The following is a 20,136-nucleotide window of genomic DNA, read 5'->3' on the forward strand; positions in this document are numbered from 1 at the left end:
CATGGTTAGTGCCGACCCGGCAGCCCCCAGCACCTCCGACGCGCGTCTGGAGCTGATGCGGCGCAGGCTTGCCGAGCGCGGCCTGGCCTCGGGGCCGGCCTCCGACCAGGCAGGCGGCGACGACGGCGCACCGGTCGATCCCACCGTGCTGTCCGACGGGCAACGCCGGATGTGGTTCGTGCAGAGCTTCGACCCGAGCGGGGTGCTGCTCAACATCTGCCTGTCCTACCGGCTCAACGGGGCGATCGACACCGAACGGCTACACGATGCACTGAACGCGGTGGCCCATCGGCATCCGATCCTGCGCACCACCTATCGTGCCGATGAGAACGGCGAGCCCACCGCGACGGTCCACGACGACCTGACCCCGGGTTGGACGGTTCACGATCTGTCCGACAAATCGGAGCGGGCACGCAAGCTGCGTCTCGAGGTGCTGGCCCAGCGCGAGTTCGGCACAGCCTTCGATCTGAGCAGCGATTCGCCGCTGCGCATCACGCTGATCAAGACCGGGCCCGCTGAGCACGTGATGCTGCTCGTCGCCCACCACATCGCCTGGGACGACGGATCGTGGCGGGTGTTCTTCACCGACCTGACCAGGGCCTACTCCGGCGCGCAGCTCCCCGAGACACCGCGAGTCACAGCGTCCGGCGCCGCGAGCGGGGACGACGACCTGGCCTACTGGCGCGAGATCCTGGGGAGCCCACCGGAACCGCTCGAGTTGCCGGGTCCGTCAGGATCGGTGGTCCCCAGCGGTTTCCGCTCCCAGCGCAGCACCGTACGGCTGTCCGCCGAGACCGTCGCGCGGGTGTCGGCGCTGGCCCGTGACACCGGGGCCACGCCGTACATGGTGCTGCTGGCCGCGTTCGGCGCGGTCATCTATCGCTACACCCACACCGACGATTTCCTGATCGCCACCCCGGTACTGAACCGCGAAACCGACGAAACCATCGGCTATTACGGCAACACGGTGGCGATGCGGCTGCGGCCGCGGGGCTCGGCCGGGTTCCGGGATCTGGTCGAGGCCACCCGGGACACCGCCATCGGTGCCTTCGCGCACCAGCGGGTCAACCTCGACCGGGTGGTGGCCGAGCTCAACCCGGACCGGCGCCACGGGGCCGAGCGGATGACCCGGGTGAGCTTCGGGTTCCGCGAGCCCGACGGCGGCGGCTTCGCCCCCGAGGGCGTGACGAGCGAGCGTGCCGACCTGCGCGGCCAACACACCCAGCTGCCACTGGGTTTCATGGTCGAGCTCGACGGCGACGGTGCGGTGGTGGAAGCCGAGCACCTCACCGAGGTACTGGATGCCGAGCTTGCCGCGCAGATGCTGCGGCACTTCGCCGTGCTGTTGGACAGTGCACTCGCCGAGCCCGACCGGCCGCTGTCGCGGCTGCAGTTGTTCACCGCCGAGGACGCCGAGTGGTTGCGCGCGGTATCCACCGGTGAGCGGTTCGAGACGCCGGCGACCACGTTGGGGGCGCTCGTCACCGAGCAGGCCGCCCGGACTCCAGACGCCATCGCCGTGGTGTACGAAGGCCGTCACTACACCTACCGCGAGCTCAACGAATCGGCGAACCGATTGGCGCACTGGCTGATCGAGCAGGGCATCGGGACCGAGGACCGGGTGGCGGTGCTGCTGGAGAAGTCGCCCGAGCTGGTCATCACCGCCCTTGGCATTGTCAAGGCCGGCGCCGTGTACCTGCCGGTCGACCCGACCTATCCGGAGGACCGGCTCACCTACATCCTCTCCGACTCCGACCCGAAACTCGTTCTGCGCGAGCCGGTCGACGGCCTTGAGGACTATCCGGCCACCGACCCCACCGACGTCGAGCGGGTCCGGCCGCTGCGCCCGGACAACACCGCGTATCTGATCTACACGTCGGGATCCACGGGCCTGCCCAAGGGTGTGCCCGTGCCGCACCGGCCGATCGCGGAGTACTTCGTCTGGTTCGGCGGCGACTACCAGGTCACCGAGGACGAGCGCCTGCTGCAAGTCGCCTCGCAGAGCTTCGACGTGTCGATCGGTGAGATCTTCGGCATGCTGGCCGCCGGTGCGCGCCTGGTGATCCCGAAGCCGGGCGGGCTGGGCGACATCGGCTATCTGACGGATCTGCTGCGCGACGAGGGCATCACCTCGATGCACTTCGTCCCGTCACTGCTCGGGCTGTTCCTGTCACTGCCCGGGGTCAACGAGTGGCGCACGCTGCAGCGCGTGCCGATCGGTGGCGAGGCACTGCCGGGCGAGATCGCCGACAAGTTTCTCGCCACGTTCGACTCGCTGCTGCACAACTTCTACGGGCCCACCGAAACGGTGCTCAACTGCACGCGTTACAAGGTCGAGGGCAAGCAGGGCGCCCGGATCGTGCCGATCGGCACCCCGAAGATCAACACCACGATCCACCTGCTCGACGATGCGCTGCAACCGGTGCCGGTCGGGGTGATCGGTGAGATCTACATCGGCGGAACACATGTCGCGCACGGGTACCACGACCGCCCGCGCCTCACTGCCGAACGGTTCATCGCCGATCCGTTCAATCCCGGCGGACGGATGTACCGGTCGGGCGACCTGGCCCGGCGCAATGCCGACGGAGACATCGAATTCGTCGGTCGCGCCGACGAGCAGGTCAAGATCCGCGGCTTCCGGATCGAACTGGGTGAGATCTCCTCGGCCATCTCGGTCGACCCGTCCGTGGGGCAGGCCGTGGTGGTGGTCAGCGACCTGCCGTCGCTGGGCAAGAGCCTGGTCGCCTACATCACGCCCGCCGCGGGTGCCGAGCGGGTGGAGATCGACCGTATCCGGGCCAGAGTTACCGCGGCCCTGCCCGAGTACATGATCCCGGCGGCGTTCGTCGAGCTGGCCGAGATCCCGATCACCGCGCACGGCAAGATCGATCGCCGGGCCCTGCCCGAGCCGGAGATCCGCTCGGCCACCGAATTCCGTGCGCCCGAAACCGAAACCGAGCACGAGATCGTCGCACTGTTCGGCGAGTTGCTCGAGCGCGACGGCGTCGGGGCCGACGACTCGTTCTTCGATCTGGGCGGTCACTCCCTGCTGGCCACCAAGCTGGTCGCCGCGGTGCGGACCCGCTGCGGGGTCGAGCTCGGCGTCGCCGATGTCTTCGAGAACGCCACGGTGGCGGGCCTGGCGGCCAAGGTCGACGAGCTGCGCGCCTCGGGTCTCGGTGCCGGTCTGCCTGCCATCGTCGCCACCGCCCACGACGGGCCGGCGCGGATGTCGGCGGCCCAGCACCGCCAGTGGTTCCAGTTCCGCATCGACGGGCCGAACCCGGTCAACAACGTGCCCTTCGCGGCGCGGCTGACCGGCCCCTGCGACGTCGAGGCGCTGGCCACCGCGGTCAGCGATGTGGTCGCCCGTCACGAGATCCTGCGCACCACCTACCGCGAAATCGACGGTGTGCCTTATCAGGTGGTCCATCCCGTCGCCCCGGTGGCGGTGCGTCGCGCCGACGGTGCCGGTGAGGCGTGGGTGCAGGGCGAACTCGACGCGGAACGGCGGTACTGCTTCGACCTGGAGCACGAATGGCCGGTCCGTGCAGCCATGCTGTCCACCCCGGATTCGCACGTGCTCTCCCTGGTGGTGCACCACATCGCCGCCGACCACTGGTCGGGCACGGTGCTGTTCACCGATCTGCTGACCGCCTACCACGCCCGCCGGGCCGGACAGGCACCCGAGTGGGCCCCGCTGCCGGTGCAGTACGCGGACTTCGCGGCCTGGCAGGCCGAGGTGCTGTCGGGCGACGACGAGCGGGTCGAGGAGCAACGTACCTACTGGACAAGGCAACTGGCGGGTCTGTCGGGGGAGCCGGACGTCGAGAACGGCCTGCAGCCGGACTTCCCGCGGCCGCCGGTGCCGACCGGCGAGGGCAAGGCGCTCGACTTCACCATCGATACGGCCTTGCGGGGCAAGCTCGTCGAACTCAGCCGCGAACTCGGGGTCACCGAGTTCATGGTGCTGCAGGCCGCCGTCGCGATCGCGCTGCACAAGGCCGGGCAGGGCACCGACATCGCACTGGGCACCCCGGTGGCCGGGCGCACCGCCCCCGAACTCGATGCGTTGATCGGGTTCTTCATCAACATCGTGGTGCTGCGCAACGATCTGTCGGGCAACCCCACGTTGCGTGAGGTGCTGCGGCGTTCCCGCGACATGGCGCTGGCCGCCTACAAGCATCAGGACCTGCCGTTCGACCGGGTTGTCGACGCGGTGAGCCCGGTGCGTTCGCTGGCCCGCAACCCACTGTTCGGGGTAGTGGTGCACGTGCGTGAGGATATGCCGGCCGAGCAGGTCATCGACTCCGGTGCAGACAGTGAAACCCGTTTCACCGCACTGGAACCCACGTTCGACGTGGCGCACGCCGACCTTTCGCTCAACTTCTTCGCCGAGGCCGGCGCCGGCTATCGGGGGACCGTCATCTACCGCACCGAGCTCTACGAGGCGGCCACCGCGCAGCGTCTCGTGGGCTGGCTGCATCGCATCGTCGAGGCATTCGCCTGCGACGCCGATCAGACGGTGCGCGACATCGTGGTCCTCGATGGCGCGGAACGGGACCTGCTGGTCGAGGACTGGAGCCGCAAGGCGGTACCGCCGGCCGGCCTTCCGCAGACCGAAGGCGCAGACCGCGTCTACGTGCTCGACGAATGGCGTCAACCGGTGGCCATCGGTGTCACCGGGGACGTCTACTACGCAGGCGGTGCGGTCGGCCGTGCAGCCGGAGCCGCCCGGGGACCTGCCGCACAGCGCTTCGCGCCCAGTCCTTTCGGGGACGGTCAGCTGTACCGCACCGGGGACCGGGGCCGCTGGACCACCGACGGCCGGCTGGAGCCGATCACCACCGGTGAGCCGCGCCTGCAGGCCGCACTGGAAGCGCTCGACGGGGTCGCGGTCGCGGCCACGCGGCACTGGGACCTCCGGGGCGTGAAGACTCTGGCCGGCTACCTGGTGGCCGAGCCCGGAGTGGCCGACACTGAAGCCCTCCTGGACAGTGCGCGGGCCGCGCTGCCCGAGGAGTTCGCCGGCGCCGTGCTCGCGGCGGTCGACGACATCGCCCCCGCCACCCTGACCCGCCCATGGGTCACGTCGGCGGCACCGTCGGAACCGCCGGCCACCCCGACCGAGCACACGCTGGCGGCGATGCTGGTCGACCTGCTCGGCGCCGCAGAGGTCGGCCGCTACGACGACTTCTTCACGCTCGGCGGTGACAGCATCCTGGCGGTGCAGCTGGCGGCGCGGGCACGTGACGCAGGCGTGGCCCTGACGGCCCGCATGGTGTTCGAACACCCCGGGCTGGCCGACCTGGCCGCCGCGATCGACGCGGCCGGTGACGGCGCCGCGGCGGCCGATGTGCACCACGAGCCGATGTCCGCGTCGGGTCTGTCGCCTGACGAACTGGCCGCCCTGACCGCGGGATGGGGCCAGGGTCCGGGGATCTCGACATGACGACCACCGGAACGCCGCCCGGCGTCGAGGACGTGCTGGCGCTCAGCCCGCTGCAACAAGGGCTGTACTCGCTGGCCGGCCTGACCGAAGGCGATGACGGAGCCGATCCGTACGTGATCGCCATGGCCGCCGACGTCGAGGGGGCACTCGACGCCGAGCTGCTGAGGACCTGCGCCGAGGCGATGCTGGTGCGCCATCCGAACCTGCGGGCCAGCTTCTTCCAGGGAAACCTGAGCCGCCCGGTCGCCGTGGTCCCGTCCGCGATCGAACTGCCCTGGCGACAGGTGCAGGCCGACGACGAGCATGCGGTCAGGCTGGAAGCCGAGGAGCGTGCCCGGCGGTTCGACCTCGGCCGCGGGCCGTTGATGCGTTTCCTGCTCATCGAGAAGCCGGGACTGCGTTGGCGTCTGGTGATCGTCGCCCACCACATCGTGATCGACGGCTGGTCTCTGCCGGTCTTCGTGGGGGAGCTACTCGCGCTGTACGCAGCGAACGGCGATGCCGCCGGACTGCCCGTGAAAGTGCGTCCGTACCGCGACTACATCGGCTGGCTGGCCGGGCGCGATCAGCAGGCCAGCCGGGCGCGATGGCAGGCGCATCTGTACGGCATGGATGCCCCCACGTTGCTGTCCCCGGCGCTGGCCGGACGGGAGACCCAGCCGGGCCTGCCGTCGCGCACCGAGGTGAACCTCGACGAACAACAGTCAGAGGCGATCTTCGAGGCCGCCAGGTCTCGGGGTGTCACGGTCAACACCCTGTTCCAGATGGCCTGGGCGACAATTCTTTCGGTCTTCACCGACCGCACCGACGTGGTGTACGGCGTCACGGTGTCGGGGCGTCCGGACGAGCTGGCCGGCGTCGAGTCGATGGTCGGTCTTTTCATCAACACCGTGCCGCTGCGGGTCCGGGTCGACCCCGGCTTACCCGTCGGCAACCAGTGCCTGGCGCTGCAGCGCGAAGCCGCCGAACTGCGCGACCACAGCTATCTCAGTCACACCGAGTTGCGTTCGATCGGCGGGATCGGCGAACTCTACGACACGCTGCTGGTGTACGAGAACTTCCCACCCGGCGGGTTGGTCGGCAGTGACGAGTTCGACCTCGGCGGAGCGACACTGCGGCCGTCGGCCCTGGAGAGCCTGTCGCATTTCCCGGTCACGATCGCCGCGCATCCGACGCACGGCCGGCTCACGGTGCTCGTCGAAACCCTCGACGGGGCACTGGGGCCCATCGATCCGCATGCCCTGGGTCTGCGGGTGCTGGCCGTCGTGCAGCGGTTGCTGGAGCACTGGGAACGTCCGCTGCGCGAGGTCGCCGTCACGCTCGATGACGATCCGCAGCCGGCAGGCACACCGGTCATCACCGGTGAAGACCGGTCCCACAACGGTTTTCCGGCTAGCTTTCACACCGCCTTCACCGAGAATGCCGGGGAGCGGCTCGGTTCGGTGGCGCTGAGCTGGGATGGGGGAGAACTCAGTTACCGCGAGCTCGACGACGCCGCCGATCGCCTGGCCGCCGAGCTGATCCGGCGCGGGGTGGGCGACGAGACCCCTGTCCCGATCCGGTTGCGCCGTGGGCCCGACTACGTGGTGGCGATGCTCGCAGTGCTCAAGGCCGGTGGGATGATCGTGCCCCTCGATCCGGCCATGCCCGACGAGCGGGTGGCCGAGATCCAGCGGCAGATCGGCGCGGGCCGACACGCCGTCGTCGTCGATGAAACGCTGCTGGCATCCGTCGACTCCGAACCGGAAGCCGACTACCGGCCCGCGCCGGTACACCCCGGGCAGGGCGCCTACATCGTGTTCACCTCGGGCACCACCGGAAAACCCAAGGGCGTCATCGGAACCCATCAGGCCTTGCTGGCCTACTGCGCCGATCACGCCCACCAGGTGTTGCAGCCTGCGGCCACGCGCCTCGGCCGTCCGCTACGGGTGGCCCATGCCTGGTCGTTCACCTTCGACGCGGCCTGGCAGCCGTTGGCAGCGCTGCTCGACGGGCACACCGTCCACATCGTGCTCGATGACGTGCAGCGCGATGCCGAGGCCCTGGTGGACACCATCGGGCGCTTCGCGATCGACATGATCGACACCACCCCATCGATGTTCGCCTCGTTGCGGGCGGCGGGCCTGCTGAGCCGGGTGCCGTTGGCGGTGCTCGCGCTCGGCGGTGAAGCCATCGACACCGCTACCTGGCAGGGTATCCAGTCCGAGTGCGAGCGCACCTGGATGTCGGCACACAACTGCTACGGACCGACCGAGACCACGGTGGAGGCCGTCGTCGCCGCGATTGCCGAACACCCCCAGCCGTGCATCGGTCATCCCACCGAGTCGACGGCGGCGTACGTGCTCGACGGGTGGCTGCGTCCGGTTCCCGACGGTGTCTACGGCGAACTGTATTTGGCTGGTGGACAATTGACCCGGGGTTACCTCGGGAGGCCGGGGGAGACGGCCGCGCGGTTCATCGCCGATCCGTTCACCCCGGGCGCCCGGATGTACCGCACCGGAGATGTGGTGCGCCGCAATCCGGAATCGCGGGCGATCGAGTTTCTCGGACGCAGCGACGACCAGGTGAAGATTCGCGGCTTCCGGGTGGAACCCGGCGAGGTTGCCGCGACGCTGCACACCCATCCCGGCGTTCGGCACGCCCATGTGGCGGTACGGCAGCACCGCAGCGGGCCGCGACTCGTCGCATACGTGGTGACGAACACCTCGGCCACAGAGCTCCGCCGGATGCTGACCACCACGCTGCCAAGGCATCTGGTGCCACACCACATCGTCGTCGTCGACGAGATCCCGCTGACCACCAACGGCAAGGTCGACGATGCCGCGCTGGCGGCGCTCGGCACCGGCGGGACTGGCGAGGGATCGGCGCAACCGGCGACCGAGACCGAGCGGGTGCTCGCCGAAGTGCTGGCTGAGGTGCTCGGGACGGCCGAGGGCGCCGGTGTCGACGTCACCGCCGACTTCCTCGATCTCGGGCTGGACAGCATCGTGGCGTTGTCTGTCGTGCAGGCCGTGCGCCGCCGAGGTATCGCGTTGCGGGCCCGGCTGATGCTGGACTGCGCGACGGTTCGCGAACTCGCTGCTGCGATCGACTCCGACGTGGCCGCCGTAGAGCGCTCCGACGACGTACCCGGCGCAGCCACCACACCGGGGCCCATCCCGCTGCTACCCAACGGGCGCTGGCTCTACCAGTACGGCGATCCTCGCCGGCTCGCGCAGACCGAGGTGTTCCGGTTGCCGGCCGGAATCACCCGGGCGCAGCTGGAAGCTCTGCTGCGCAACGTGATCGACGGGCATGAGGTGCTGCGTGCCCGGCTGGATCGCGACGCCTTGGCCCTGACTCCGCACCCGCCGCGCGAGGTGTTGTCGGAGGCGACGGCTTCCGGTGACCTCAATGACGCGGTGGCCGAGCAGGCCGAGGGCTCGGTGCAGCGGATGGATCCGGAGCACGGATCGATGCTCGATGCGGTCTGGTTGCACCACCCGGAGGTCGAGGGCGGCCTGCTGATCCTGACCGCCCACGTGCTGGCGCTGGACCCGGCATCGTGGCGGATCCTGGTCGGTGAGCTCGAAAATGCCTGGCATGCACTGGCTTCCGGGCGAAGTCCGATGCCGGTCCGGGAACACACCTCGCTGCGGCAGTGGTCACGCCTGCTGACCGAACGCGCGGCCGGGCTGGGCACGTGTGATTTCTGGGTCCGGCAGTTCGACGGGGGCGACCCCGAGATCGGTTCCCGCCGCATCGATCCCGCCACCGATCGGATGGCCGATGTGACGGTGACGATGTCCTTCGCCGAACCAGAGGTGACAGCTCGGTTGTTGACCGGCGCGGTCCCGGTGACCGAGGTGCTGGCCGCGGCGACGGCGCGAGCCGTGACCGGATGGCGCCGTCACCGCGGCCAGCCGACCCCGGCACCGTTGCTGGCGTTGGAGACCCACGGCAGGTCGGACGCGGTGGTGTCAGACCACGGCGACGTGGACACCGGCGACACCGCGGGACTGCTCAGCATGATCTACCCGTTGCGGCTGACCACCGATGACGCCAGGGGCGTCGCCGCGCAGGTGGCAGCGATCCCGGGCGACGCCATCGACTACGGGCTGCTGCGGTATCTGCGCGAGGACACCGCCGAACGACTCGGCGCCCATCGGGACCCGCAGGTCCTGCTCAACTACCTGGGCCGGATCGAGCTGGATGCGTCCGATCACGCCCTACTGCAGGACCGGTCGTTGCAGACCGGCGTGACCCCGATACCCGAACCGAACGTCGCTGTGCGCCACGAACTGACGATCATGGCCGCGGTGATCGACCGCGACGGGTCGGCCGTACTCGGCACCCAGTGGCGGACCCTGCCCGACATTCTGTCCGCCGCCGACATCGCCGCCCTGCAGGCGCTGTGGCTGGACGCATTGCGAGAGGTGACCACATGAGTGCCCCAACGACCCCCACCCTGGCCGTCATCGGGGCGGGACCCAAGGCCATCGCGGTGGCCGCCAAGGCCGCGGAGTTGCGCGCGATGGGTGTGCCTGCCCCCGAGGTCGTCGTCGTCGAACGTGCCGGGGTGGCTGCCAACTGGCAGGCCGTCGGTGGATGGACCGACGGCAACCATCGCCTGGGTACCGGGCCGGAGAAGGACGTCGGCTTCCCGTACCGGTCGTCATTGGTGTCGCGGCGCAACGCCGAGCTCGACGAGCGCATGACCCGGCACAGCTGGCAGGCCTACCTGATCGCCACCGGCGGGTTCGCCGAATGGGTGGACCGCGGCCGGCCCGCACCGACCCACAAACGCTGGAGCCAGTACCTGCGCTGGGTGGCCGAGGGCATCGGGATGAACGTGGTTGTCGGTGAGGTCGAACAGATCTCGATCGCCGGCGGTGCCGGCAGTTCAGCGGATGCCGGCGGTGCCGGCAGTTCAGCGGATGCCGGCAGTTCAGCGGACGATGCTGACGCGCGCCGGTGGGTGCTGCGCACCGCCGAGGACACGGTCAGCGCCGACGGCCTGATGGTTACCGGGCCGGGTCAGGCCGAACGTTCCGTGCTGCCGGGCAACCCCCGGGTGATGTCGATCGCGCAGTTCTGGCACCAGGCAGGCAAGCACGAACTGATCACAGCCGAGCGGGTGGCGGTGATCGGCGGCGGTGAGACCGCCGCGTCGATGCTGAACGAGCTCTTCCGCCACCGGGTTTCGACGATCACGGTGATCTCGCCGACGGTCACCCTGTTCACCCGCGGTGAGGGGTTCTTCGAGAACACCCTGTTCTCCGATCCGACCGGATGGACCGGGCTCACCCTGGCCGAGCGCCGGGATGCGCTGGCCCGCACCGATCGTGGCGTGTTCTCGGCCCGCGTGCAGGACGCACTGCTGGCCGACGACCGCATCCGTCATCTTCGGGGCCGGGTCGCGCATGCGGTGGCCCGCGATGAGCGGATCCGGTTGACCCTGTCCACCAACACCGGGGGCGAAGCGGTCGAAACCGTGCACGGGTTCGACCTGGTGATCGACGGGTCCGGCGCGGACTCGCTGTGGTTCGCCCCGCTGTTCAGTCAGGACGCCCTGGATCTGCTGGAGCTGGGGCTCGGTGGTCCGCTGACCAGTGATTCGCTCCAGGAGAACATCGGGCACGACCTGGCCCTGACCGATGTCTTCCCCAAGTTGTTCCTGCCGGGCCTGGCCGGGCTCACCCAGGGGCCCGGCTTCCCGAATCTGAGCTGTCTGGGCCTGTTGTCCGACCGGGTGCTGGGTGCCGACCTGGCCCACCCCTCGATGAGGAGACTCGATGAGTACCAATCCGTTCGATGACGAGAACGGCACGTTCTACGTGCTGGTCAACGATGAGGACCAGCACAGCCTCTGGCCGGCGTTCGCCGATGTGCCCGCCGGCTGGCGAGTGGTCTTCGGTGCGGCCGGCCGCGCCGAGTGCCTGGACTACGTCGAGGCGAACTGGACGGATCTGCGGCCGGGCAGCCTGCGTGAGGCGATGGCGAACCAGGGCGGCTGACCGGCGGCGGTCACGCCGGGTTCGGCGCGAGCGCATCCATGTCGAACACCCGCGCATGCAGGATGGTGCGATTTCGCAACGCCGCGCGCACGGCCCGGTGCAGGCCGTCTTCGAGATAGATGTCGCCGCGCCACTTCACCGCGTGCGGGAACAGATCCCCGTAGAACGTCGAGTCCTCGGACAGCAGCCGGTCCAGGGCGAGCACCGTGGTGGTGGTGACGAGCTCGTCGAGGCGCAGTTGGCGCGGCGGGATGCGCGACCAATCTCGATAGGACAGCCCGTGCTCCGGGTAGGGTTTGCCCTCCTGGACGCCTTTGAAGATCATCGCCGGCCCGCCTCCGTCGCAGTGTTGCGCGGTGTTGCCATCGGCATAGGTGCCTAGGCTAATACGTTCATGTGGCGTTGCCTGCGCCGGTATCGCCCGGCCCGAGAATCCCGGGCGATCGCTGCGAATCGGTAAACCCGCTGCTGATCAGTAAAATGAAGCTTGCAAAATAAAGTCATCGCTGCTGCGAAGGGTAGGTGAACAGGTGGGGAGCGCCGACGAACGTCGTTTCGAGGTGTTGCGCGCCATCGTCGCCGACTTCGTGGCCACCCAGGAGCCCATCGGTTCCAAGACCCTGGTGGAGCGCCACAACCTCGGCGTGTCCAGCGCGACGGTCCGCAACGACATGGCGGTGCTGGAAGCCGAGGGCTACATCACCCAGCCGCACACCAGCTCGGGCCGGGTGCCCACCGAGAAGGGCTACCGCGAGTTCGTCGATCGCATCGACAACGTCAAGCCGCTGTCCTCGTCGGAACGCCGCGCGATCCTGTCGTTCCTGGAATCCGGCGTCGACCTGGACGACGTGCTGCGGCGTGCGGTGCGCCTGCTCGCGCAGCTGACCAGGCAGGTCGCGATCGTGCAGTACCCCACGCTGTCCACCTCGTCCGTCCGCCACCTAGAGGTGGTCGCGCTGACCCCGGCGCGGCTGCTGCTGGTGGTCATCACCGATTCGGGCCGGGTCGATCAGCGCATCGTGGAGCTCGGCGATGCGATCGACGAGCACGAGCTGTCGAAACTGCGCGAGATGCTGGGGCAAGCGCTGGAAGGCAAGCCGCTGACCGCGGCATCGATCGCGGTCAGCGACCTGGCTACACACCTCAACGGCCACGGCGCCCTGGCCGATGCGGTCGGCCGGTCGGCGACCGTCCTGGTCGAGACACTCGTCGAGCACACCGAGGAACGGCTGCTCCTCGGCGGGACCGCCAACCTGACCCGCAACACCGCTGATTTCGGCGGATCGCTGCGGTCGGTGCTGGAGGCTCTCGAAGAGCAGGTGGTGGTGCTGAGGTTGTTGGCAGCCCAGCAGGAAGCGGGCAAGGTCACCGTGCGGATCGGTCATGAGACCGAGGCCGAACAGATGCTGGGAACGTCGGTGGTGAGCACCACGTACGGCAGTTCGGGCAAGGTGTACGGCGGAATGGGTGTGGTGGGTCCCACCCGAATGGACTACCCGGGAACCATCGCCAATGTCGCGGCGGTTGCTCTGTACATCGGCGAAGTCCTAGGTACCCGGTAAGGCAGCCGGTTCGTCCGGCATAGAAAGGTCAGGCAAGGTCAGCGTGGCACGCGATTATTACGGCTTGCTCGGAGTGAGCAAAGGCGCGAGCGATTCGGAGGTCAAACGTGCCTACCGAAGGCTGGCGCGTGAGCTGCACCCCGACGTCAATCCCGACGAAGAGGCGCAGGCCCGGTTCACCGAGATCCAGGTCGCTTACGAGGTCCTCTCGGATCCCGAGAAGCGACGCATCGTGGACATGGGCGGCGACCCGATGGAGTCGGTGGGCGGCGCGCCCGGCGGGTTCAGCGGGTTCGGCGGTCTTGGCGACGTCTTCGAGGCGTTCTTCGGCGGCGGCGCCGCGTCCCGCGGGCCGGTCGGCCGGGTGCGGCCCGGTGCCGATTCGCTGCTGCGGATGCGGCTGGACCTCGCGGAATGCGCGACGGGCGTGACCAAGCAGGTCACGGTGGACACGGCGGTGCTGTGCGATCTGTGCCAGGGCAAGGGCACCAACGGCAAGTCCACTCCGGTGGCCTGCGACACGTGTGACGGCCGTGGCGAGATCCAGACCGTGCAGCGCTCGCTGCTCGGCCAGGTGATGACCACCCGTCCGTGCCCGGTCTGTGGGGGAATCGGCGAGGTCATCCCCGATCCGTGCCACCGCTGCGGCGGCGACGGCCGGGTGCGCGCCCGACGCGAGATCAGCGTCAAGATCCCGGCCGGTGTCGGCGACGGCATGCGGGTACGGCTGGCCGCGCAGGGCGAGGTCGGACCGGGCGGCGGGCCCGCAGGCGACCTCTACGTCGAAGTCCACGAGAAGCAGCACGAGATCTTCGTCCGCGACGGTGACGACCTGCACTGCACCATCTCGGTGCCGATGGTCGACGCCGCGCTGGGCACCACCGTCACCGTCGACGCGATCCTCGACGGACCCACCGAACTGACCATCGCCCCGGGCACCCAGCCCGGCGCGGTGACCACGCTGCGTGGCCACGGTATGCCGCATCTGCGTTCCGGGGTACGCGGTGACCTGCACGCCCACGTCGACGTGGTGGTGCCGTCACGGCTCGACAGCACCGACACCGACCTGCTGCGCAAGCTGAAGGAGAACCGCAGCCGCGACACCGCGGAAGTGCGTTCCACGCAGGCTTCGGCGGGCACCGGCGGTCTGTTCAGCCGGCTGCGTGAGACGTTCACCGGTCGCTGACGCGGAGCTGACGCCGTGAGTGCAGGGCTGTTCTACGTCGACGCGCTGCCGGGCGCGGGGGAGTTGGCCGTCGTCGACGGCGATGAGGGATTCCACGCGTCCAACGTGCGTCGCATCCGCGTCGGTGAGCAGATCGATCTCAGCGACGGTGCCGGGGCGCTGGCGCACTGTGTCGTCGAGGAGACCGCCAAGGGCCGGCTGTCCGCGCGGGTGACCGAGCGGGTCGCCATCGCGGCCCCGCGCCCGACCGTCACCGTGGTGCAGGCGCTGCCCAAGTCCGATCGCTCGGAGCTGGCCGTCGAGTTGGCGACCGAGGCCGGTGCGGACGGGTTCGTCGCCTGGCAGGCCACGCGCTGCGTGGCGCGCTGGGACGGTCCGAAGGTGGACAAGGGACTGCGGCGCTGGGAGGCGGTGGCCCGCTCGGCGGCCCGGCAGTCGCGGCGCGCGTACGTCCCGGGGGTCGAGGGCGTGGTGTCGACGACGTCACTGACCCAGCGGGTCGCCGATGCCGTGGCCGATGGCGCCGTGGTGCTGGCACTGCACGAGTCGGCTACCGAGCCGCTCGCCGAACTTCCTCTGGCTCAAGCGGATTCGTTGATACTCATCGTGGGGCCGGAAGGCGGCATCGCCGACGACGAGATCGTCGCGCTCACGGGGGCCGGGGCGAAGGCCGTGCGACTGGGCCCGACCGTCCTGCGTACGTCGACGGCGGCCGCGGTGGCCCTTGGGGCGATCGGCGCGCTGACGGCGCGCTGGGAGATTTAACGCCGCCGGGTGGCCTGGCCAGGCATTACGCTCCATTGGTGAGTTTTCCGCCGCAAGGCCCGCCGCCGTATGGTCCGCCGCCCTACGGGCAGCCCCCGCATTGGCCGCCGCCTCAAGGTCAACCATGGCAGGGCCAGGCCGGCGCCCCACCGCCGTACGGCCCGCCCGTGTACGGCCCACCGCCGTACGGTCAGCCGCAGTGGTCGCAGGCCAGGCCGCCGATCCGGCCGAAGAGATCGGGACTCGGCATCGCCATCGTCGCGGTCATCGCTGTGCTGGGCATCTCGTTCGTCGGATTCATGGGGTACATGGTTTACAAGGTGGACGCTGAAGGGCAGGACCGGACCGCCCAATCGGCATCTGATTTCTCTTACGTGTGCGACAACGACCACATCACCAACGCCGCCGAATACGGCAAGCCGTACAACATCGCGGCGTTCTTCAAGGGTCTCACTTTCATGGACGAAAGCTGGTTGCCGGTCTCTTCCGACAAATGGTCCACATCCGACCGGTACTCCGAGATCAACGTCGTCGCCTGCCTGGACCGGAAGACAGGCAGCGAGGTGAAGGCCACCTCGTGCATCGATGACGATGACGGGAACCGCACCACCGTCGACTACCTGTCCGTCGAATACGAGGTCACGTTCCGCGAGGCCAAGACCGGCAAGGTGATCAAGGACGGGGGAACGGTCACCGGCACCGCCGGGAGTTGCCCCATGCTGGGCTCCTACGACAAGCGGTCTCGCAAGATGTACGCCCGGCCTGACGACGACGCGGTGCAGGCCAAACTGGACGCGTTCGCGGGCTAGCCGAATGCCATCCCGCTGACCTGTGCGTTCGGCCGGCCTGCTTAACCATTGGGGCGTGTCGTTGACCAGCGGTAAACTGGCAACAGTACGACGGCAGCCGGCCGTTTGGAAAACACGGAAAGCAGGCACAAACTCCACGTGACGCCCCGCGACACGACCGCTGACTCGTCGGCCACCCCATCGGAATCGGTCCGCAGCAGCATCACTGTTCCGCCCGACATCATCGTGGGCCTGCTCGGCTCGGCTGATGAAAATCTGCGGGCACTCGAACGACTTCTGACCGCCGACATCCACGCCCGCGGCAACGAGATCACCTTCACCGGTGAGCCCGCCGACGTGGCTTTGGCCGAACGTGTGGTCGCCGAGCTGATCGCCGTCGCCTCCAGCGGGCAGGCGGTGACACCCGAGGCGGTACGCCACAGCGTTGCCATCCTCACCGGAACCGAGGACGCGTCGCCGGCCGAGGTGCTCACGCTCGACATCCTGAGCCGCCGCGGCAAGACCATCCGGCCCAAGACGCTCAACCAGAAGCGCTACGTCGACGCCATCGATGCGCACACCATCGTGTTCGGCATCGGGCCGGCCGGTACCGGTAAGACGTACCTGGCGATGGCCAAGGCGGTGAGCGCGCTGCAGTCCAAGCAGGTCAACCGGATCATCCTGACCCGTCCTGCGGTGGAGGCCGGTGAGCGCCTCGGTTTCCTGCCCGGCACATTGACCGAGAAGATCGACCCGTATCTGCGGCCGCTCTACGACGCACTGCACGACATGATGGATCCGGCCGCGATTCCGAACCTGTTGGCCGCGGGCGTGATTGAGGTGGCACCGCTGGCCTTCATGCGCGGTCGCAGCCTCAATGATGCGTTCATCATCCTCGACGAGGCGCAGAACACCACGGCCGAGCAGATGAAGATGTTCCTGACGCGCCTGGGATTCGGCTCGAAAATCGTTGTCACCGGCGACATCACGCAGGTGGACCTGCCCGGCGGGGCTCGTTCTGGCCTGCGGGCGGCGATCAACATCCTCGACGGCATCGAGGACATCCACTTCGCCGAACTCACCAGCGCCGACGTGGTCCGGCACCGCCTGGTGTCCGAGATCGTCGACGCCTACGCCCGACATGAGGAGCCGGCATTGCTCAACCGTGCCCAACGCCGTTCGTCGAACGGGCGGCCCCGCAGATGAGCGTCGAGGTATCCAACGAGTCGGGCATCGATGTCTCCGAGGATGAACTGATCAGCGTCGCGCGCTTCGTCATCGCGAAGATGGACGTGAACCCGGCCGCCGAGCTGTCGATGGTGCTGGTGGACAGCGCTGCCATGGCCGACCTGCACATGCGGTGGATGGACTTGCCGGGCCCCACCGACGTGATGAGCTTCCCGATGGACGAGCTGGAGCCCGGGGGACGCCCGGATTCGCCCGAACCGGGTCCGTCCATGCTCGGCGACATCGTGTTGTGCCCGGAGTTCGCCGAACAGCAGGCCACCAAGGCCGGGCACTCGCTCGGTCAGGAGTTGGCGCTGCTGACCGTGCACGGGGTGCTGCACCTGCTCGGCTACGACCATGCCGAACCGGACGAGGAAAAAGAGATGTTCGCGCTGCAGCGTCAGCTCCTCGAGGAATGGGTTGCCGATCAGGTCGAGGCCTACCACGCCGACCGGCAGAGCCAGAAAGACCAGCGCCTGCTGGACAAGTCCCGATATTTCGACGAACCGTGACCGGCTTGCTTCCGCTGCTCGGCGCCGTGGTGCTGGTCGGCTTCGGTGGCCTGTTCGCGGCCATCGATGCCGCGCTGTCCACCGTGTCGATCGCGCGGATCGAGGAACTGGTCCGCGACGAACGCCCCGGCGCAGCCCGCCTCAGCCGGGTCGTCGCCGAACGCCCCCGCTATATCAATCTTGTTGTCCTGCTGCGGATCACCTGCGAGATCAGCGCCACGGTCCTGCTGGTGTCATTCCTGGACGGTCACCTCGGCGTCAGCTGGGGTCTGGTGGCCTCGGCCGCGATCATGGTGGTGACGAGCTTCGTGGCCATCGGCGTCGGCCCGCGCACCGTCGGCAGGCAGAACGCCTATTCCATCGCGTTGATCTCGGCCCTGCCGCTGCAGGCCATCTCGGTGTTGCTCACCCCGATCAGCCGGCTGCTGGTGCTGATCGGTAACGCATTGACCCCTGGCCGTGGTTTCCGCAACGGCCCGTTCGCCTCCGAGATCGAGCTGCGTGAGGTCGTCGACCTGGCCCAGCAGCGCGGCGTGGTGGCCGACGAGGAACGCCGGATGATCCAATCGGTGTTCGAGCTGGGGGACACCCCGGCCCGTGAGGTCATGGTGCCGCGCACCGAGATGGTGTGGATCGAGAGTGACAAATCAGCAGGCCAAGCCACGTCACTGGCGGTGCGGAGCGGGCATTCCCGCATCCCGGTGATCGGCGAGAACGTCGACGACATCGTCGGCGTGGTTTACCTGAAAGATCTTGTCCAGCAGACCTATTACTCGACCAACGGCGGGCGCGACACCAACGTCGCGCAGGTGATGCGCCCGGCGGTGTTCGTCCCGGACTCCAAGCCGCTCGACGAGCTGCTCAACGAGATGCAGCGCGACCGCAACCACATGGCACTGCTCGTCGACGAATACGGCGCCATCGCCGGGCTGGTCACGATCGAGGATGTTCTGGAGGAGATCGTCGGCGAGATCGCCGACGAGTACGACACCGATGAGGTGGCCCCGGTCGAGGACCTCGGCGACCGTCAGTACCGGGTGTCGGCACGGCTGCCGATCGAAGACCTCTGCGAACTCTACGAAATGGAAGCCGACGAGGATCTGGACGTGGACACCGTCGGCGGGCTGGTGGCTTTCGAATTGGGCCGCGTGCCGCTGCCCGGGGCGGAAGTCACGTGGGACGGTCTGAGGTTGCGCGCCGAGGGTGGTTCCGACCACCGTGGCCGGGTGCGGATCGGCACGATCCTGGTGAGCCCGGCCGAATCTGAGAAACAGGAGACTCGCGATACCGATGACTGAGCTCGACGCAGAAGACAACAAGCTCGTGGTGTTGGCGCGCGGCGCGATGGGCCGCGCCGAGGCGTCCTCGGGTGCAGCGGTGCGCGATCAGGACGGCCGCACCTATGCCGGAGCGCCGGTGGCCCTGGCGGCGCTGCAGCTGACGGCGCTGCAAGCGGCGGTCGCCGCTGCGGTGTCCAGCGGTGCCACCGGCCTTGAAGCCGCCGTGCTGGTCGGCGGTGCCGCCGACGACGCCGGCGTGGCCGCGGTGCGGGAGCTGTCCGCCGATGCCGCGGTGATCCTCACCGATCGGGCAGGAAACCCGGTATGACTGAATTTCGTTCCGGCTTCGTCTGTTTCGTCGGACGGCCCAACACCGGCAAGTCCACGCTGACCAACGCCCTGGTGGGCCAGAAGGTCGCGATCACCTCGAACCGGCCGCAGACCACCAGGCACACGATCCGCGGCATCGTGCACCGTGAGGACTTTCAGATCATCCTGGTCGACACCCCTGGGCTGCACCGGCCCCGCACCCTGCTCGGGCAGCGGCTCAACGACCTCGTCAAGGACACCTACTCCGAGGTCGATGTGATCGGTCTGTGCATCCCCGCCGATGAGCGCATCGGCCCCGGTGACCGCTGGATCTATCAGCAGATCCGCGCGGTGGCGCCCAAGACCACGCTGATCGCCGTCGTCACCAAGACCGACAAGGTGCCCAAAGACCGTGTCGCCGAACAGCTTCTGGCGGTCAGTGAACTCGTCGGACCCGACACCGACATCGTGCCGGTCTCGGCCACCGCCAACGAACAACTCGACGTCCTCACCGACGTCCTGGTGTCGAAACTGCCGCCGGGGCCCGCCTATTACCCCGACGGTGAGCTGACCGACGAGCCCGAAGAAGTGCTGATGGCCGAGCTCATTCGGGAGGCGGCGCTGGAAGGTGTGCGCGATGAGCTGCCGCACTCTTTGGCGGTGGTCATCGAAGAGGTCGAAGAGCGCGAAGGGCGCGACGATCTGATCGACGTGCACGCCATTCTGTACGTCGAGCGCGACAGCCAGAAGGGCATCGTGATCGGCAAGGGCGGCGCCCGATTGCGTGAGGTCGGCACTGCCGCGCGCACCCAGATCGAAAAGCTGCTCGGCACAAAGGTTTACCTCGACCTGCGGGTCAAGATCGCCAAGAACTGGCAGCGCGATCCCAAGCAGTTGGGGCGGCTGGGGTTCTGATCGGACGGGCGAGTCGTCGCTATTTGCTCGTCATCACGACAACCGCGATCACGACGGCGATCGCCAAAAACGCCTTTGCCCTGTTCGATAGCTGGCAGAACCGGCAGATCCAACGCATTCGTCGCGGCCCCTCGCCGTGAATTT

The 20,136-nt window shown here is 68.4% G+C and carries 14 protein-coding genes; 13 read left to right on the forward strand and 1 reads right to left on the reverse strand.

Going from position 1 to position 20,136, the window contains the following annotated elements; genetic code table 11:
• The first annotated feature begins 1 nt into the window (after position 1).
• The 4 genes from G6N57_RS17200 to G6N57_RS17215 are packed head-to-tail and all read left to right on the forward strand — an operon-like array spanning position 2 to position 11,448.
• A complete protein-coding gene (locus tag G6N57_RS17200) occupies positions 2-5,452 on the forward strand; it encodes a non-ribosomal peptide synthetase (protein ID WP_234815699.1) in 5,451 nt (1,816 codons plus the stop codon).
• On the forward strand, positions 5,449-9,879 hold the full coding sequence (locus tag G6N57_RS17205; protein ID WP_077741308.1) for a non-ribosomal peptide synthetase: 4,431 nt from the start codon (positions 5,449-5,451) through the stop codon (positions 9,877-9,879). The genes G6N57_RS17200 and G6N57_RS17205 overlap by 4 nt, the downstream gene beginning before the upstream one ends.
• A complete protein-coding gene (mbtG, locus tag G6N57_RS17210) occupies positions 9,876-11,249 on the forward strand; it encodes an NADPH-dependent L-lysine N(6)-monooxygenase MbtG (RefSeq protein WP_077741307.1) in 1,374 nt (457 codons plus the stop codon). The genes G6N57_RS17205 and mbtG overlap by 4 nt, the downstream gene beginning before the upstream one ends.
• Entirely contained in the window at positions 11,227-11,448 is a 222-nt protein-coding gene (locus G6N57_RS17215; protein ID WP_077741306.1) for an MbtH family protein, read from the forward strand. Before mbtG ends, G6N57_RS17215 begins: the two co-directional genes overlap by 23 nt.
• Positions 11,449-11,458: 10 nt before the next feature.
• Here G6N57_RS17215 and G6N57_RS17220 read toward each other — a convergent pair whose 3' ends face one another.
• A complete protein-coding gene (locus G6N57_RS17220) occupies positions 11,459-11,773 on the reverse strand; it encodes a type II toxin-antitoxin system VapB family antitoxin (protein ID WP_036394222.1) in 315 nt (104 codons plus the stop codon).
• 205 nt (positions 11,774-11,978) lie between these two features.
• Here G6N57_RS17220 and hrcA point away from each other — a divergent pair, with 205 nt between their 5' ends.
• The 9 genes from hrcA to era all read left to right on the forward strand — a co-directional run bounded on the left by hrcA (position 11,979) and on the right by era (position 19,992).
• Entirely contained in the window at positions 11,979-13,010 is a 1,032-nt protein-coding gene (gene hrcA, locus G6N57_RS17225) for a heat-inducible transcriptional repressor HrcA (RefSeq protein ID WP_036449231.1), read from the forward strand.
• A 43-nt stretch (positions 13,011-13,053) separates the two neighbouring features.
• The gene (dnaJ, locus tag G6N57_RS17230) at positions 13,054-14,196 is read left to right on the forward strand and encodes a molecular chaperone DnaJ (RefSeq protein ID WP_097926051.1); all 1,143 of its coding nucleotides are present in this window, start codon (positions 13,054-13,056) and stop codon (positions 14,194-14,196) included.
• Positions 14,197-14,211: 15 nt separating this feature from the next.
• The gene (locus G6N57_RS17235; protein ID WP_077741305.1) at positions 14,212-14,961 is read left to right on the forward strand and encodes a 16S rRNA (uracil(1498)-N(3))-methyltransferase; all 750 of its coding nucleotides are present in this window, start codon (positions 14,212-14,214) and stop codon (positions 14,959-14,961) included.
• 38 nt (positions 14,962-14,999) lie between these two features.
• Entirely contained in the window at positions 15,000-15,770 is a 771-nt protein-coding gene (locus tag G6N57_RS17240) for a hypothetical protein (protein ID WP_133118324.1), read from the forward strand.
• Between the two features lie 138 nt (positions 15,771-15,908).
• Positions 15,909-16,955: a PhoH family protein gene (locus tag G6N57_RS17245; protein WP_077741303.1), complete on the forward strand. Its 1,047-nt coding sequence runs from the start codon at positions 15,909-15,911 to the stop codon at positions 16,953-16,955.
• On the forward strand, positions 16,952-17,488 hold the full coding sequence (gene ybeY, locus G6N57_RS17250; RefSeq protein WP_036449240.1) for an rRNA maturation RNase YbeY: 537 nt from the start codon (positions 16,952-16,954) through the stop codon (positions 17,486-17,488). Before G6N57_RS17245 ends, ybeY begins: the two co-directional genes overlap by 4 nt.
• The gene (locus G6N57_RS17255) at positions 17,485-18,786 is read left to right on the forward strand and encodes a hemolysin family protein (protein ID WP_070189103.1); all 1,302 of its coding nucleotides are present in this window, start codon (positions 17,485-17,487) and stop codon (positions 18,784-18,786) included. Before ybeY ends, G6N57_RS17255 begins: the two co-directional genes overlap by 4 nt.
• Positions 18,779-19,096, forward strand: coding sequence for a cytidine deaminase-like protein (locus tag G6N57_RS17260; protein WP_069426363.1), 318 nt, complete (start codon positions 18,779-18,781; stop codon positions 19,094-19,096). Before G6N57_RS17255 ends, G6N57_RS17260 begins: the two co-directional genes overlap by 8 nt.
• Positions 19,093-19,992 (forward strand): GTPase Era, encoded by a 900-nt coding sequence (gene era, locus G6N57_RS17265; RefSeq protein WP_065461919.1) that lies wholly within the window; start codon positions 19,093-19,095, stop codon positions 19,990-19,992. The genes G6N57_RS17260 and era overlap by 4 nt, the downstream gene beginning before the upstream one ends.
• Positions 19,993-20,136: the final 144 nt, after the last annotated feature.

Origin of the sequence: Mycolicibacterium boenickei (genome assembly GCF_010731295.1) — a bacterium.
GTDB lineage: Bacteria > Actinomycetota > Actinomycetes > Mycobacteriales > Mycobacteriaceae > Mycobacterium > Mycobacterium boenickei.

Excerpts from the sequence above, each read along its gene's own strand:
- G6N57_RS17200 (WP_234815699.1), top strand. The coding sequence starts at position 2 with ATGGTTAGTGCCGACCCGGCAGCCCCCAGCACCTCCGACGCGCGTCTG.
- G6N57_RS17205 (WP_077741308.1), top strand. The coding sequence starts at position 5,449 with ATGACGACCACCGGAACGCCGCCCGGCGTCGAGGACGTGCTGGCGCTC.
- mbtG (WP_077741307.1), top strand. The coding sequence starts at position 9,876 with ATGAGTGCCCCAACGACCCCCACCCTGGCCGTCATCGGGGCGGGACCC.
- G6N57_RS17215 (WP_077741306.1), top strand. The coding sequence starts at position 11,227 with ATGAGTACCAATCCGTTCGATGACGAGAACGGCACGTTCTACGTGCTG.
- G6N57_RS17220 (WP_036394222.1), bottom strand. The coding sequence starts at position 11,773 with ATGATCTTCAAAGGCGTCCAGGAGGGCAAACCCTACCCGGAGCACGGG.
- ybeY (WP_036449240.1), top strand. The coding sequence starts at position 16,952 with ATGAGCGTCGAGGTATCCAACGAGTCGGGCATCGATGTCTCCGAGGAT.
- G6N57_RS17260 (WP_069426363.1), top strand. The coding sequence starts at position 18,779 with ATGACTGAGCTCGACGCAGAAGACAACAAGCTCGTGGTGTTGGCGCGC.
- era (WP_065461919.1), top strand. The coding sequence starts at position 19,093 with ATGACTGAATTTCGTTCCGGCTTCGTCTGTTTCGTCGGACGGCCCAAC.